Raw genomic sequence first — 16721 nt, forward strand, 5'->3', positions numbered from 1 at the left:
TTTAATTGAAATGAAGCAAAAATTAATATTTTTACTAACTGCATTCCTTTTAACAATAGTTTCTTGCCACAAAGAAATTGTTTCTGAAAAAGGAGGGATTGATCTTATTTCCAATGTCTATTTCGATGCTTCTAAAGGTTTAGATCAAATGGAGAGCTTTCACTTATCAAAAATAAACTATTCTCAAAATCAACTGATAGAATTAGTTCCTGATACTGCATTTCCTGATGTTAATAAACAGTTGTATTACATTCAGGATTCATCGTGTTATCAACTGGATCAATCCCAGAATAATATCATATTTTCAGAAGTTTCTCAAAAGCAAAAACCATTATCGATTTGGAACAAAAAAACGGGAGCTATATTTTCAAAGGATTGGATTCTCAATTACAGAAACAGAAGAAATTTGTCGGATACAGTGTTATTCAATAAAAAGTATAAACGCTTTGAAATAAATTCTCCTTGGAACTATACACGTTTTTATGTGTATCCTACCGATACTATATTACCCTACTCTTTTTACAAGCACGTTGAAAACGATTATCACGGAAGATTGGAGCGCATAGATTCTTATAATAAGAAAAGCGACATTTTTGTAACCCTTCAACTTTTACCCCGAAAAAATTGGGATGATCAGGCAAAAGAACTATTTGATTTTAACCACTTTGTAACAAATAGAAAAAGCAATTGAGTATGTCATTGGATTCTTCAAATTTTACGGATGATATTTCTATTGTAAATGGAAGTAAGAATGAACTTATAGTTTTTTCAAAGGAAGCCGATAAACTATCATTTCTGGAGTTATTGAAACTGAATAATCAGAACAATAACAGGACCCTCATTACGCTTAATTCTGCAACTAATACAAATAAATTTCTTAATCGTTATAAAGATTTTGATGGGAAAATTTTTCTTTGTTTGGAAGCAGATAGGATAGGAGATGCGGCTACGCTTAAAATTCTTTTAGAATTTAAAGAGAAAAATGTTAAAGATATTCGAAGTATGTATGAGATTTCCCAAGCCGGAAATAAAGACTTGAGTACATATCTTGAAAACAAATTAAATCTTCAAAATAAAAATATTAATTTAGTTGAACCAAAAAATGAAGAAAATGCAGATGTTAGCATTAGATCAAACAGAATTTCCGACACTCAGCACTTGGGATCCAAATTTTCTGAACGAAATTCTGGAGAATCTCTCCAAAGAAGCCAATCCGAACAAAACGGAGATCACTCAGGAGGACAAACTTTGGGCAGCAACAATGCTGGAAATGGACTTGAAAAGCCAGAGCGGAGCGATAGTGGAAACGGAGGAAGCGAACCCATTTACAGAGCAAAACCTGGCAATGTTAAAGAGAATGAAGGAAGAAAAGATTCCTTGGGCGGAATCTTACCCGGGAGAGTTGTATCCGATAGAATCGAAAGAAGAGTAGATGACTCCAAGAATATTGAGGAATTAAATTCCCTCGTTTCAAAATATAGAGGTCGAAAACTGACCAATGAACAAGTTGCAGAAGTGGTTTCTGCAGCTTGTTTTGTTTCCGAGGACAAAAAAGTTGCTTTACATCAAAATGTTGAGATTACTGATGACATAAAAAATATTTGTAATCAGTATAAAAGTGGCGGTACTGCTAAGGAAGGGCGTGGGATTCTTGATGAGTATTACACCGATTCCAAGATTGTAGAAACGATTCGTAATCTCATTAAAGACCAATTCAAAAATCAAAAGGAGATTTCAGTTTTAGAGCCAAGTGTTGGAACCGGAAATTTTCTTTATGCTATAAAAGACCTTTCTTTAAAAATTAATATTACGGCTTTTGAAATCAATGATACCACAGCCAAAATAGCTAAAATTTTCCATCCTGAAGCTGACATCAATCTACGTTCATTTGAAACTGAATTTATCAATGAAAAAGGTTACAAAACAGACCGTAACCAATACGCTGATAAATATGATTTAGTTATTGGTAATCCACCTTATGGAGAACATCGTGGTCTATACAAAGGATTAGGTGAAGAACCCAAAATTAGTAAGTTCGAAGATTATTTTGTCAAACGATCTTTAGATTCTTTAAAGTCAAATGGACTTATGGCAATGGTACTTCCTTCAGGTTGGTTGAACAGACAGAAGAAGTTAGAAAATGCCGAGATTATGAAAGCTTACAGATTACCATCTGGAGCTTTTGCCGGAACTCAGATCGGAACTGACATTATTATCCTTAAAAAATCATCGCAAAAAATTACTCAGGATGTTTCTGATTATTTCATAAAAAATCCTGAAAATATCTTAGGAGAAATTCGGGAGAAAAGTAATCGTTTTGGAAGGATGGAGCAGTATGTTCACGGCAATTTGGACAATGCTCTAGCCATTTTGGAACAGCTCCAATTTAAAAAAGGAACAGAAAGAATTGGTAATCTTTTTGAAGATCTATTTTTCGAGAAGTCTGAATCCAAATTGGGTAATTCAATCGCTAATATTAAAGAAACTAATTCTGAATTTGAAATAGGTCTAAATGAAGTTCAAGCGAAAATAGAAGAAGTTCTTTCAACTTTTCAGAAAATTAAATTCAAATCACCGATTGTTATTAAAGAAATTGAAAAATATACCAAGCTGCAAAGACAAATAGAGAAAGATGTTCATTCATTTTCTTTCAAAGAGCTAAAGGATGTTTTTGATAAATCCGAGAAGATTATTCAAACCTATAACAGGAAAGATTCAGAATACAGAACTCAGACAAAACCGGAAATTAAAAAAGGGGTTTTAAAATATCTATTTTCGAAGTCAGATGAAGTTGTTAATACCTCACTTCAAAACAGTTCATCGATTTCCAAAGAACAAATTGAAGCTTTTCGAGATACCAATTATGACGGGACTTTGAATAATTATGGTAAACACTATCAATTTGCCAATTTCATTGACGGAAAATGGGTACACGATTTTTATTACGCAGAAGGAAATATTTATGCAAAGCTGGAGCAGTTAGAAAAGGACTTTGTAGACAAGTATGCAGTTGGTGGAACGGAAGACCAATATGATAAGCAAATGAATCTGCTTCTTAGTGTTGTACCCATTCCTAAATCTTTGGATGACATATTTATTAGTCCCAATCACGAATTTGTACACAAGTTTGCACTTGGTCAGGTCGAAAAAGAGCGATACAATAGTAACACAAGGCTCGTAGAAACCGTCATTGTTGACTATAATCTTGCAGAAAAGTTTAAAGATTTTGTAGGAGACTTATCAAGTGATGCGTTTGCAGGTTCTTCAGCTTGGGAGGTCAAAAGTTTCGTAGATAATGAAACCGTTACAGGCAGTGATAAAGAGCGAAATGCGTTGGTCCGTGAAAGACGAAAAGTGGCAGCTAATGATCTTTTTCAAAAATTCATTCGTGAAGAACTATCAGATGAATTGAGGGAACGTTTTATAAAGGATTTTAATAGAAATTTCAATAGCATTTATGTGCCGGATTATTCCAAGTTTCCACTATTCTCCAAAATTTTTCAAAACTTCAAAGGAAAAGAACTTAGGCTAACTGAAGTTCAGAAAGCGGGAATTGGAAGATTGACCACAAAAGGAGTGGGTTTATTGGCGCACGAAGTTGGTTTTGGAAAAACGCTTTCTGGAATATTGTCAATGCACGAAGCGATGGAGCGTGGAAATGCTAAAAGACCTTTGATTGTTGTTCCTAATGACAGCATTTTAAAACAGTGGGTAGAAACAGTTTTTGAAACTATTCCAAATGCAAAAGTGAATGTGCTGGGTAATCTTGGAAAGGATTATGATCTTTCAAAATTTGATAACAGGGACGGAGAAATAACTATTGTTACCTATGAAGGCTTCAATAATATTGGTTTTTCAGAAAACATTACCCAAGATTTGGCTTCAAAATATTCTTACATCTCCGAAAGCGAATTAAGAAGTGTGAACTCTATCAGCGAGAGAGATTTTCAGATAGAGTTAGAAAAAGAGAAGGAGTTGGAAGGGAAAATGAAGCGTGGTAAAATCTATGATTGGGAAGATTTTGGTTTTGATCATATGACTTTTGACGAAGTACACAACGCCAATCATATTGTGGGAAAAGTGAGAATAGAGGATCGAAGATTTGCTTCAGATTTTAGAAGCCAAAATCAACAGACTTCCAAACTGGGTATGAATACTTGGATGGCTTCGCAATATATACAGAATAAGTACGATGGCAGAAATGTTACATTGCTTTCTGCTACGCCTTTTACCAATAAACCATTGGAATATTATTCAATCTTATCACTGATTGCTAATAAGCGGTTGGAAGAATCAGGCTACTTTAATGTGAATACATTCTTTGAAACCTTTATGGAGGCTGATACTGATATGGAAATTGATGCTAGAGGAGATGTCAAGTTCAAAGCCAATGTTCGGAGGTTTAAAAATAATTCCTTGTTTCAACAGCTTTTATCTGAGTTTATTGATATTAAGGGAGAAGAGGACAACCCAGAATTGATCCGTCCTAACAAAATCAATAAGGAGTATAAGATTGAGCAAAATGATTTAACTCAAGAGCAATACGATTTACTGAAAGAAAATTTCGAAGAAACTCAAAAGGGAGCAATTTTGACTCACATTCTAAATGCGAGGCTTATTGCAATTTCACCATACTTATCGCCCTATTATGATGGAGAATTACCTTCAGTAAAAGAATTTATTGAAAATTCCCCAAAGCTGATCGATACAATGAATCTGATAAGGCAGAATAAAAATGATATTCCAGATTCAGGTCAAATCATTTATTCTGAATTGGCGGTCTCAGAATTTCAAAAAATGAAGGATTATCTTGTAACCGAAGTAGGTTATAAGCCAGAAGAAGTGGGTGTCATTACAGGGGCAACGACTAAACCTAATAGATTGAAAATTCAGGATGATTTTAATTCGGGAAAAATTAAAATCATCATTGGTAGTGAAGCAATTCAGGAGGGAATGAACCTACAAGAAAACACAACTGATCTATATATGCTTTCACTTCCATACAACTTTACAACTTTGAGACAAGTTGAAGGTCGTGCTTGGAGGCAAGGAAACAAACACGAAAATGTTAGGGTTAATTTTATGCTGACTAATGACAGCATTGATGTGTTTATGCTTCAAAAGCTACAATCTAAACAGGCAAGATATTTAGAAGCAATGAAGAAAGGAGCAAATGTATTAGACGTTTCTGATATAAGTACGCAGGAACTCAAGACCTCTATTATTACTGATCCTGAAACTAGAGCCAACATTGAAATAGAACTTTTAAAGAAAAGAATTGAAATTGAAAAAAATAAGCATCTTGCAGATATTGCCTTTGTTCTCAGAAAACACAATGACTTTCTAAAAGTGAAGGAGATGGTAACCAAAGCCGAAGAGTCATATAGCAGAATCGTGGGTTATTCTAAAAATGTCGATGGAAACACTGATTACTGGAAAAATCAGCTTCCATCTTATCAAAAAACGATTGACTTGGCTAAATCTGAAGTTCAAAAAACAATCGAAGTTTTAGCTGAAAAAGGTGTAAACGTTGAAGAAATAGAAGTTCAAACCAAAAGCACTGAAGATAAAATTAGTGAATTAGATAAAAAAATAGAAGAACTTCCTAATATCCAAGTAGAGTTAATTGTTCAGTATAAGAAAGAAAAAGAAGAAAAGTTAAGGCAGAATCAAAGTGTAGATAATGCAAAAGAAAGGTCAGAAGAAAATTTGAGGTTATTTGCCTTAAGTGATAAAAAATTGAATATTCCAGAGTTTAAAAACAGTAAACAAATTAGCAATGAAGAGAATATGAAAATACTAAGTAATGCTAAAATTAAGAGATAGTTTATAATGTATCAAGGTAATAAATTTTAAACTTATAAGTCTTCAAATTTTCTTAATTCTACAGGTTTTTATTTCGGATTGTTCTTGATAGATATTTGTATTATTACTTATATTTGAGCATAACCACAAAAACTAATAAATTATGAAATGTATTATTTGCTCAAACGATGCTAATGCAACAGGGTCACATATTGTTCCTGCTAGTCTTATTCAAAATTGTGTTGGAAAACATTATAAAGAAGAATCTTATAGTATAGATGCAAAAAATGTTGAGATTGATGTTTATTTTGGAAGAGACAACCTTAAAAATACTTCTACTGAAATAAAAGAAAATCACTATAAAGAAGATTTTATTCTATGTCAGGACTGTGAGGATAATCTTGCTAAGATAGAAGGTGCCTTTTCTACAAATTTTCTTCAAAAATTTAGGGAAGAAAAATACAAGCAAAACTTTACTGTAAAAACGAATCAACATGGTGTTGAAATTTTAACTCCTCTAAATTTTGATAACAAGAAAATATATTTCTATCTATATTCAATTATATATCGTTTCTGTATGGATTCAGGAAAGAAGAACGGGGAATTCTTCATGGAAAAAATTGATTTGGAGAATATAAGACTTTACTTAAACGGTTACCTTTACGGAGATAAATTAGCCGCCGAAGAATTTCTAAAAGACTTTAATTTGGTTATTACTTTTGATAAAACTAATACTAATGGTTCTTTTATTTCTTCAGCTAATCAATTTAATAATCCTTATCTTTTTTATTTCTGTGAGCCAATCTTATTATTGTTTAAAGGAGAGCTTTCTGCTGAAGCGAAAAATATATTTGGAGATTATATCAATAATATTACTATTGATCAAGAAATTAAAATAGTTACAAATTCTGAATTTTATGATTCATATAGATCTATTATGGCTAACTATTTGGCAGAAACATTTATTAGTAATGCGATAATTAATTTAAGTGAACTAAATAGCAAAAGCTATGAAGAAAATTTACTCGAATTTAATACCGAAATGAAAAAGTTTGATAAAAATGATAGTGAACAAGCAATTAAGACTTATGAGCTACTGTATGAGAAGTATAATCAATCTAAATCTTAAAATGATGTAATACTTTCCGTTACTCTTATTATTACAGAGTCTTACTAAAACTTAAAGATAATCAAAAACTAAAATGGCTCAAAATATAACAAAACGACAGCACTATGTGTGGCGCGCTTATTTGAAAGCGTGGACACTTAATGATAAAATATATTCTTATAATAAGCATATTCTAAAAATTGTACCATCTAATTTGATGAATGTTGCTCAACAGAATTATTTTAATAGGTTTTATAAGATTTCAGGAAAAGAAAAGAAATTTTTAGATTCCCAGTGCAAAAACGTTAAAGGTCCTATCGGGAAAGTTATAGATGATATCATTACTATAACAGAAATATTTACAGGTGTAAAAGAAATCAATGAAAAACTTAATGTTAAAAATAATGACTTTGAAGCTCTAGAGAAAAATGGTTTTGAAGTGCTTCATACCGAAATAGAAAGGTCTGGTATGGCATTAATCAACTGTAGGAATTTTGAAGATATAAAATTGTTTGACGATGATATGTTAAAATATGAGACTTTAATGTTTATCTGTTATCAATATTATAGAACTAAAAAACTAAGAGATTCTCTGCTTGAAGCTTTTAAAGATGATAATCTTGATATTGATGTAATTTTCAGTCCTATGGCAATTATTAATGCGGCTAAAGTTGGTCAGAGTATATGTTTTGATTCGCGGATTCGATATATTTTCTTAGAAAAAAGTGTAGAGTCGGATATTTCTTTTATAACGGGGGATCAACCTGTGATTAATCTTTTGGGTAATGAAACTGATGAAGATGGGATATCAAAAGATTTACTTTTTTATTATCCTATTTCCCCAAACTGCGCAATTAAGATTACATTTATAGAATCAGATGAAAAGTATCAGCATCAAATTTTAAATGCTGATGAAATTCACTTTTTAAATAGTAGAATCCGTGATGAATATAATGAATTCCTTTTCTCAGATTCGGAAACTCTTTTGGGAAGATATATTTGAGAGTAATAGATATATTAATAGAATATTGGATTGCAATTATCTGTATTTTTTTCTGGGTAGCCCAATTTCATGTTCTTTGGGATAGGGCTCTCGGAAAGTTAAACTTACATCGTCACGAAGACTGTTTTCAACTTCTTTAGATTTATCTTTATCCATGGCATATCTAGGATCATCCCTAAGTGGCATCCTTGACATCTTGGTAATGGTTACTGTGGGAAAGTGATAATCAATCTCAACAGTTCCCAGAAGAAGATAAACACCACCTTCTCTAAAAGGGAATTTTTCTAGGCTTTTAGGAAAATGAGCTGTATCGAAATATTTACCTTCACAATCAATCCAGGTTCCGAAATACATAAAGTCTTTTCCCAAAGGATGATCTTTTCTCTTGATCGGAACATGTTTTCTTGAGATGAGATAAGCCAGCATTTTAACTTGCTTTTTATGAAATTTGGGTAAATCCTTCACCAATACATGACCTCTGTATTTTGTTTTTAATAAATCAAATATTGAGTTAGATACAGGAAGTCCCATAATTTCAATCTCATCGAAAGCATCTTCAAGAGGATGTCTTTCTATAATTGGCAACTCATAGTTTTTTTGAGGTGTCTCAAATAATGATGGCATAAAGGACTTCATAACGGTAGTTTTTGATAATAAATACTTTGATTCTACAATCAGCTCCGTTTTACTTTTTCGCGTAAATCTGAATGCTCCCACCAAAATCAATAACTTCAAGGTTTCAGTACCAATATCCACTCTTTTGACAAAATCCTCCAATGATTGATAGTCTCCATTCTCCTGTCTTTCTTCTATAATGAATTGCATTAAATTTTTTTCAGCTTTTACGATATGCATTAAACCCAGATAGATATTTTTTCCATATACTGTTGTCTGATATAAACTCAGGTTGATGCATGGGTTATTGATTTGAGCTCCTGACATTCTGGCTTCGTGAATGTAAACTTCGGTCCGGTAGAACCCACCACCATTATTGATTGCGGATACCATAAATTCGATAGGGTAGTAGGCTTTTAGATATAAGCTTTGATAGCTTTCTACTGCATAAGATGCTGAATGTGCTTTACAGAAAGAGTATCCAGCAAAAGATTCGATCTGTCGGTAGACTTCTTCTGAAAGCTGTTCAGGATGTCCTTTTTTCTTACAGGACTCAAAGAAATCATCTTTTAATTTCTGGAGGGCTGAAAGAGACCTTCCTTTGCCACTCATAGCTCTTCTTAAAACATCACCGTTGGCAGCGGAAACTCCTCCATAATGGAGAGCAATTTTTATAACATCTTCCTGATAGACCATAATGCCATAAGTTTCCCCAAGTTCTTTTTCAAAAACTTCATGGAAGTATTCAAATTGCCCTGGATGATTATGCCTGAAAACATATTCCTTCATCATACCGCTTTGCGCTACACCTGGGCGAATAATAGAAGATGCAGCAACCAATACTTTATAGTTGTCGCATTTTAGCCTTCTTAATAATCCCCGCATAGCGGGAGATTCAATATAAAAACATCCGATTGTATTTCCTAAACTTAAATATTCATTACACTTGGCTTCATTTTTAGAAATTCTAGTGTCTTCAATATCTACAAAAATCCCTTTTTTTTCTTCCAGAAACTGAACAGTATCTTTGATGGTACCAAGACCTCTCTGTGAAAGAATATCGAACTTTTCCAATCCTATATCTTCAGCAGTATGCATATCGAACTGAACGATAGGGAAACCTTTTGGAGGAGATTCTAAAGCCGAATAATTAGTTATTGGCTCTTCAGAAATCAGAATTCCGCAGGAATGCATACTACGTTGGTTAGGAAAACCTATTAATAACTGTTCATATTTATAGATTTCCTGAACAACTGAATTTTGATCGTGCTGTTCGTTTGAGTTTTTTGAAAGTTGATCCAATTCCTCTTTAGGAAGACCGAAAACTTTCCCGATTTCCCTAAATCTGGATTTTCTTTTAAACATGACATTGGTACCGCAAAAAGCTACATGATCCTTCCCATATTTATTAAAGATATAAGCTAAAATTGCATCCCGATTGACCCAACTCCAATCGATGTCGAAATCAGGAGGCGTTTTACGGTTAAGGTTTAAGAAGCGTTCAAAATATAGGTCTAATTCTAAAGGGCAGATTTCAGTAATTCCAATGCAATAGCTGACAATTGAATTTGCACCGCTTCCTCTGCCAACATGCATAAAACCCCTCATCATGCTATATTGAACAATGTCCCATGTAATTAAAAAATAGCCACAAAAGTTCAGCTGATCAATAACTGCCAATTCTTTTTCCAGTCTTGCTTTTGCGTCTTTGTTGTCCTGACCATATCTTTTTACTAATCCTTCATAAGCTAATTTTGATAATAATTTAAAATCATTTTCCTTGCTGTCTGTAAAATATTTTTTGTTCTTAGGTGTTTTAAAATCGAAATCAAAACTGCAGTTATCTACTAAGTATTTTGTATTATCCAAGATTTGAGGATAATGGTTAAATTTTTCTAAAAGCTGTTTTTTGGCAACGAAACTTTCATTTTTCCTGCAGCAGTCATGTGGATTGACTTGACTTAGTAAAATGTTGGAATCAATAGCCCGTAAGATTCTATGAAGTTCATATTCCTCATTTTTTTTTATCGTAACTGGATGAAGAATGACCATTTTATGAATCAGAGACTTAAATTTGCGATTGATAAGGAGATTTAATTCTTCTTGTCTTATTCCTATAAATTCATGCTCTAATAATTTCTCTGGGATATTTCCTAAGGGATAGATTACGAAACAATTTTCCAGTTGAGGATTTGCTTTTGGAATTTTAACACCCTCACAAATATAATCGGTCAACAGTCGATTAATCTCAGCAATGCCTTTTGGATTCTTAGATAAACATATAAAGTATTGTTCATTCTCAACCCTGATATCAACCCCAACAATTGGCTTAATGTTTCTTTCCTGACACAATTTATAAAACTGATAGATTCCCGTTATTGTGTTAATATCAGTCAATGCCAAAACTTTCAGCTTATAATCCACAGCCTGCTGAACCAAATCTTCGACAGAAATGGTTCCATAACGTAAGCTATGATAAGTATGGCAATTGAGAAACATAAACTATTCATTAATTTATAAAACCTGAAGCTCTTCCTACACTTTTAGCTCCAAATCGGTCTTTAATTTTATCCAAAGTTTGATATAAGGATATCATTTCTTCCGTATCTTCGAAAAGGTTCATCTGATGACTTCCATGAACAAGTCCTGTAAACCTGACACCTACGAGACGAATTCTCATCCTTCTTGTATAAACCTTTCTAAATAATTCCAATGTATATTTTAAAAGGGTATGATCTGCTGAGGTATAGGGAATTTTACATTGTTTGGTCTCCGTATCAAAATTGGCATATCGAATTCTAACAGAAATCGTTGAGGTTAGCCATTTTTCGTTTCTCAGCTGATAACAAAGCTGTTCCACCATTCCCGAAAGAATGCTTCTTATATTATCGACATCTATAGTGTCTACTGCAAAAGTTGTTTCCGTAGATATTGATTTTCTTTCTGAATACTGAACGACCGGATTATTATCAATACCGTTAGCCTTTTTCCACAGCTCAACTCCATTTTTTCCAATCAATTGCTGCAATACATCAGGAGGCATTTGAGATAATGTTTCTATTTTTCTAACACCCAGCCTTGAAAGCAATTCAAAAGTCACATTACCCACCATAGGAATTTTTCTGATAGACAAAGGATTTAAAAATGGCTGAATGAATTGGGGTTTTAATTCTAATTTTCCTGTAGGTTTAGCCTCTCCGGTTCCTATTTTTGAAACCGTTTTATTGATAGAAAGTGCAAAGCTTATAGGTAAGCCTGTGTTTTTCATAACAGTACTCGCAATTTCGGAAGTCCATTGATAACATCCGAAAAATTTATCCATCCCGGAAAGATCAAGATAAAATTCATCTACGCTAGCTTTTTCCAGTACAGGTACTTTTTCCTGAATAATTTCTGTTACTAAATGCGACATATTGGAATAATATTCCATATCACCTTTGATAACTTGAGCTTCGGGACATAAACGTAAAGCCATTCTTATAGGCATCGCAGAACGAACACCGAATTTTCTTGCTTCATATGAACAGGATGCTACTACACCACGGTCTCCACCTCCTATGATTACAGGAATACTGTTCAAACTGGAATTCTTCAGCCTCTCACAAGAGACAAAGAATGTATCCAGATCCATATGAACAATTGATTTTTCCATGCTTCAAAATTATTACGTTTTGTAGCAATTTTTTGTATATTTGTTGCTATAAATTATAGCAATGTCAATTTTTTCAGAAAACATGCGGTATTTAAGAGGTAGGCTAGATGTTTCACAACAAAAGGTTGCGGATGATCTTTTAATTACCAGAGGCAGATATGGTAAGTATGAAGACGGTGCCACGGAGCCTCCTCAAGAGATTTTAATCAGAATCTCTAAATATTATAATGTCAGCATCGATTTACTTTTAACAATAAATATCAGCAAATTTTCAATCGATGAGATTATGGAGCTTCCCGATAATAGGATTGTGCTGCCTATTAGGGTAGATCAAGATGGAAACAATGAGATTGAGATTATTCCGCAAAAAGCTTCAATGGGATATCTGAACGGATATAGTGATCCGGAATATATAGAAAGTCTTGAGACTATTTCGTTACCATTTTTACACCATGGTAAATTTAGAGCTTTTCCAGCTGGCGGCGATTCTATGCCACCTTATAAAGATGGAACCTATATTGTAGGAAAATATATTGAAGATCTCTCTGAATTGAAAGCGGATAGAACTTACATTTTTATTACATCCAATGATGGGATTACTTACAAAAGATTCCAGTTTCACGAAGCAGATAGTATTTGGGTTAAGTCCGATAATCAATTTTATGAGCCATATAAAATTCCATTACCTGAAATTAAAGAAATCTGGGAATTTGCGTGCAGTATCAATACAAAAGAATACGAACCTGATGAATTTGCAGAACATCATATTCAAAATTTCATTACAGAGATTAAAACTGATATAAGACAGATTAAAGAAAAAATTCGGGATAAGAATTGAGTTCATTTTGAATAATGCCAAAGTTCATTAATCAAAAAACTTCCCCGAGGGGAAGCTAAAAACACAAATGATGAAAAAAATCCCGTTTATACGGGATATAACAAATATAAATATTTCAAAAGAAAATTGCAATGAGCCAGCTGAGTTTATTTGATGCAGAAGAATTTTATGAATTTCCAAAAGATCTTTTGGAATACAAGGAAAACTTTCTGAGCAGGGAAGAAGCTGATTTTCTTAAAAATTTACTTCTTAAGAACACTCCTTGGGAGCAGCGTACTCAGAAAATGTATGACAAAACGGTTTTAACTCCGCGTCTTACAGCTTGGTTTAGTGATAATTCATCTTCTGATTTGGATGGTAATGTCTCAGGTGCACATCCTTGGACACCTGAATTGTTCTCTTTAAAAGAAAAAATAGAAAAAGAGTTTGGTTATCAGTTTAATGGTGTTCTTTTAAATCTTTATCGTGATAACAATGACTCTGTAGCGTGGCACAGAGATAAAGAGAGCAGATATGGAAAACGTCCTGTCATTGCATCTATCAGTTTAGGACAAACCAGAAACTTTGATTTTAGAAAAAAAGATCATCATCGGAGTAAATATAGTTTGCCTCTTCCTCATGGTTCCTTATTGATAATGAAAGGTGATCTACAGGAGAATTGGGAACATCGAATTGCCAAATCAAATTTTTTTATGAAAGAAAGAATCAATCTCACGTTTCGACTTGTATTACCAACATAACATTTAGGAGAACTCAAAATCCTGACTCTTGCCAGGATTTTATATGATTTAGATTTTATAATTTAATACTGTCGATAGCTTTGCGTATATCGGAGTTTTTATCCAAAATTTGATCTGGAAGAATAAACCAAGTCGGATATCCTCTTGAAATAGGCATACCTAAGCATTCTTTTGTACCATTAATTTTATCTGTATCATCCCATTCTCGTAATGCAATATTCCAACGTATTCCAATTACATTGCTGTTGTTCCATTTGATTTTTGCAATTGAAACGGTATCGTGATCCTCGAAAATTACATCAACATCTGTAATCATATCCTGAGGACTATAAATTTTTTTGGGATCTCTGTAGTTAGCCATTCATATAGTTTTTAAATTGTTTCTTTTTTTTAAGCTGATGAAATTTACGTTGAGTATATATTTTTATCGATTTTCACAAAGCTCTAAACCTTTAGTAATGAATTCGCTGTATGAAATCTTTAACCCATCCCAATTTGGATCATCCAACCAAATCTCCTCGACCTTACTTACAGTAGGGTCATTGTTGGAAACGCCCTTAGCTGATCCATTTAAAGCATAGGTCTTACCATTACTAGTTTTACAATAAATTTCTTTATAACCTGAACAGTATACTTCAATTTCATTCACTGAAAATGGCCACTTGTCACCATATTCATATTTTGTAAATTTCAATGTATTTCTCTGCGTAGGACTTGAACAGGATAACGTAAATAGTAATAAAGATAAGTAATAGAATGTTTTCATTTTTATAATTTATTCAAATATAAATCTGAAATTGTAATCAATATTATGGGAAACCATAAATGTTTAAAATACTTAAATTTTATCAGAGAAATTTTCATTTTTGTTTATTATAATTCCATTCTTGGTAATTAGAAATTTCTGTTGTTCAAAAATTTGATTCATAATCATCCAAACCTTGTCGACCAGAGAAAAAGTTTTTATGTGATCGTTATTTATTATAGTCAGTAAACCTTCATAAGTAATACTATTAATATAATGCTTGTCGTTTGATAAATATATTATGTGATCTGGAAAACTGTAAGATTTTGAAATTGTTTTAAATTCTTTCTGAGTATGAAGAAAATCTTTAAAAACAATTATTGACTCAAATAGCTTAATTTTTACTCCATCTCTGTTCTCAATAAGAGCTTGATATTGCAGATTTTCAGGTATTGAAATTTCAATGTCATTAACTGTTTTTGCCATTATCTTTGTGATTTCAGGTCTTCTTATATTTATTTTAAAAAAGAAGTCAATGATTCCGCACTCAACTTCCGCTTGAACATCATCATGCTTATTCAATTCTCTTAATTGTACGATTTTTATATTATGATGTTCAGCAAATTTTTGAGCATCAGAAGTAAAACCGTTTTTAGAGACAATTATTCCACGTTGTATGTCTGAATCATTAATAATTGAGAGCAGTTTCATTACTGTATCCTTATTAACTTTATTATTCCAATATTTACATTCAATAGCTGTTCTATATGTATGCAGACCATCAACCTCGGAAGTTAGAACATCTACTTGATGCATTACGCCCGAAGTACCTTTAATTCTACAGTTATGTCCATAACCTTCAATATTTATCTTATAGTCTTTTCGTAGGGTCTCATAAATGTATTTTGTGAGGGATTCGTAAATTTTCCAATCAATCTCATTTATACTGTTCATAAATTCTTAGTTTTTTTTATCTTAAAAATTCTGCAATAAATTCAGTGGTCTTGTGAGTCACAGCCTCTTCTGTTAATAAAAGCAAATCATTATTATCAACAATTAAATATGCCACATACAAATCAACAATTGGAGGAGCCGGTACATTGCTGAAAATTGAAACCCAAAGTTCTACAAACATTTGTTGTAGAGCAGAAATAGATTTTTGTACTTTTTCTATTCTTTGTAACTTAAGTATAAATGCGACACGTTCTTCATTATTGAAAATTTTAAATTTAAAAATTGAGTTGTCTTTATTAACCAACTCTAAGTAATTATCATAATCATATAAGCCATGAAAATCAATTTTATTTACTGATTCAGCATTTTCAAAAAATTGAAGAACAAAATCATTCATTATTATAATATTTGAATTTTGTTCATTGATTGTGCAAATAATATTTGATGTGTAATTAATTTGTTCTCCAACGACATTAAGATAAGTTAGGTGAATGGGAAAATTTGGAATGTCTTCAATGTTTAATTGTTCATAGTTAAGAATTGAAATCCTCAAATTTTCCAATGAGTCAGTATTTACTTTAAATGAATCCACACTTATAGAAGTACGCCAAATTTGTAAGTAGAAGAACATTTTAATCACCTTTACATCTTCTAATTCCAATTCGTTCGTTTCTTCATGATCTTCTTCTCTTAGAGTAGGTAAAATTCTTTCGATAAAAGGTGTTTCAATTTTTGTGAAAATATCCTCACATTCATTACAAAATACAAAATCAACGGAGTAGGGAATTTTTTTTGCTTTCTCAATTTCATCTTCCGTGGGTAGTCTTCCCAAAGTTTCCTCAAGATTTTGAATAGATGTACCTCGCTGAAAATTAAAATTTACATATGGCGTTTTACTAGACATCTTAAAGTAAAATCCTTTTTCTCTAACGTTAGATCCATCCTCATTTAAACAGGTTCTTATAATTGAATCCGTTAGATAATGTGTGTTCTTTTTATTAGCTTCGTTGGTATTACATAAAGCACATATCATAGTTTATAGTTTTGAATGAAATTTAGTATAAATTTCATTTCTCTCAAAAAAAGATTATAAAAAAGCCTGAATAAATATTCAGACTTTTAAAATTATTTCTTAGAAGTAGAAGGCTTACTGCCGTTTCCCGATGTTTTGGGAGGATTGTTATCTCTGTTTCCTCCTGAAGGTCTCCCCTCTGTTTTACTTGGCCAGTTTTTGTTTGAATTACTCATAAAGTTTAATTTA

13 protein-coding genes are annotated in these 16721 nt (G+C 32.4%); 6 read left to right on the plus strand and 7 right to left on the minus strand.

Going from position 1 to position 16721, the window contains the following annotated elements; translation table 11 throughout:
- Positions 1-10 precede the first annotated feature (10 nt).
- The 4 genes from MKS83_RS19500 (at position 11) to MKS83_RS19515 (ending at position 7916) form a co-directional block, all read left to right on the plus strand.
- Positions 11-691: a hypothetical protein gene (locus MKS83_RS19500; RefSeq protein WP_240580952.1), complete on the plus strand. Its 681-nt coding sequence runs from the start codon at positions 11-13 to the stop codon at positions 689-691.
- Between the two features lie 2 nt (positions 692-693).
- Entirely contained in the window at positions 694-5826 is a 5133-nt protein-coding gene (locus MKS83_RS19505; protein ID WP_240580953.1) for an Eco57I restriction-modification methylase domain-containing protein, read from the plus strand.
- Positions 5827-5968: 142 nt separating this feature from the next.
- Positions 5969-6934 (plus strand): hypothetical protein, encoded by a 966-nt coding sequence (locus tag MKS83_RS19510; protein ID WP_240580954.1) that lies wholly within the window; start codon positions 5969-5971, stop codon positions 6932-6934.
- A 73-nt stretch (positions 6935-7007) separates the two neighbouring features.
- Complete coding sequence (locus tag MKS83_RS19515; RefSeq protein WP_240580955.1) at positions 7008-7916, plus strand: DUF4238 domain-containing protein; 909 nt, start codon at positions 7008-7010, stop codon at positions 7914-7916.
- A gap of 36 nt (positions 7917-7952) precedes the next feature.
- On the opposite strand, the gene MKS83_RS19520 is transcribed toward MKS83_RS19515, so the two are convergent.
- Together MKS83_RS19520 and dinB are read right to left on the minus strand one after the other, a co-directional pair.
- Positions 7953-11030 (minus strand): DNA polymerase III subunit alpha, encoded by a 3078-nt coding sequence (locus MKS83_RS19520; RefSeq protein ID WP_240580956.1) that lies wholly within the window; start codon positions 11028-11030, stop codon positions 7953-7955.
- 10 nt (positions 11031-11040) lie between these two features.
- The gene (dinB, locus tag MKS83_RS19525) at positions 11041-12183 is read right to left on the minus strand and encodes a DNA polymerase IV (RefSeq protein WP_240580957.1); all 1143 of its coding nucleotides are present in this window, start codon (positions 12181-12183) and stop codon (positions 11041-11043) included.
- A 61-nt stretch (positions 12184-12244) separates the two neighbouring features.
- Here dinB and MKS83_RS19530 point away from each other — a divergent pair, with 61 nt between their 5' ends.
- Positions 12245-13021, plus strand: a complete 777-nt coding sequence (locus MKS83_RS19530; RefSeq protein WP_240580958.1) for an XRE family transcriptional regulator — start codon at positions 12245-12247, stop codon at positions 13019-13021.
- A gap of 131 nt (positions 13022-13152) precedes the next feature.
- Entirely contained in the window at positions 13153-13761 is a 609-nt protein-coding gene (locus MKS83_RS19535) for an alpha-ketoglutarate-dependent dioxygenase AlkB family protein (RefSeq protein ID WP_240580959.1), read from the plus strand.
- 55 nt (positions 13762-13816) lie between these two features.
- Here the strand turns inward: MKS83_RS19535 and MKS83_RS19540 are convergent, their stop codons facing one another.
- From MKS83_RS19540 to MKS83_RS22240, 5 genes are all read right to left on the minus strand, one after another.
- Complete coding sequence (locus MKS83_RS19540) at positions 13817-14122, minus strand: hypothetical protein (RefSeq protein WP_240580960.1); 306 nt, start codon at positions 14120-14122, stop codon at positions 13817-13819.
- Between the two features lie 63 nt (positions 14123-14185).
- On the minus strand, positions 14186-14527 hold the full coding sequence (locus MKS83_RS19545; protein ID WP_240580961.1) for a DUF2511 domain-containing protein: 342 nt from the start codon (positions 14525-14527) through the stop codon (positions 14186-14188).
- Positions 14528-14599: 72 nt separating this feature from the next.
- Positions 14600-15460 carry a restriction endonuclease gene (locus MKS83_RS19550; RefSeq protein ID WP_240580962.1) on the minus strand — a complete coding sequence of 287 codons (861 nt, stop codon included), beginning with the start codon at positions 15458-15460 and terminating at the stop codon, positions 14600-14602.
- A 16-nt stretch (positions 15461-15476) separates the two neighbouring features.
- Positions 15477-16493, minus strand: a complete 1017-nt coding sequence (locus MKS83_RS19555) for a hypothetical protein (RefSeq protein WP_240580963.1) — start codon at positions 16491-16493, stop codon at positions 15477-15479.
- Positions 16494-16585: 92 nt separating this feature from the next.
- On the minus strand, positions 16586-16708 hold the full coding sequence (locus MKS83_RS22240) for a hypothetical protein (RefSeq protein WP_262916674.1): 123 nt from the start codon (positions 16706-16708) through the stop codon (positions 16586-16588).
- Positions 16709-16721 lie beyond the last annotated feature (13 nt).

Source organism: Chryseobacterium sp. Y16C (assembly GCF_022488405.1).
In the GTDB taxonomy this organism is placed as follows: domain Bacteria; phylum Bacteroidota; class Bacteroidia; order Flavobacteriales; family Weeksellaceae; genus Chryseobacterium; species Chryseobacterium geocarposphaerae.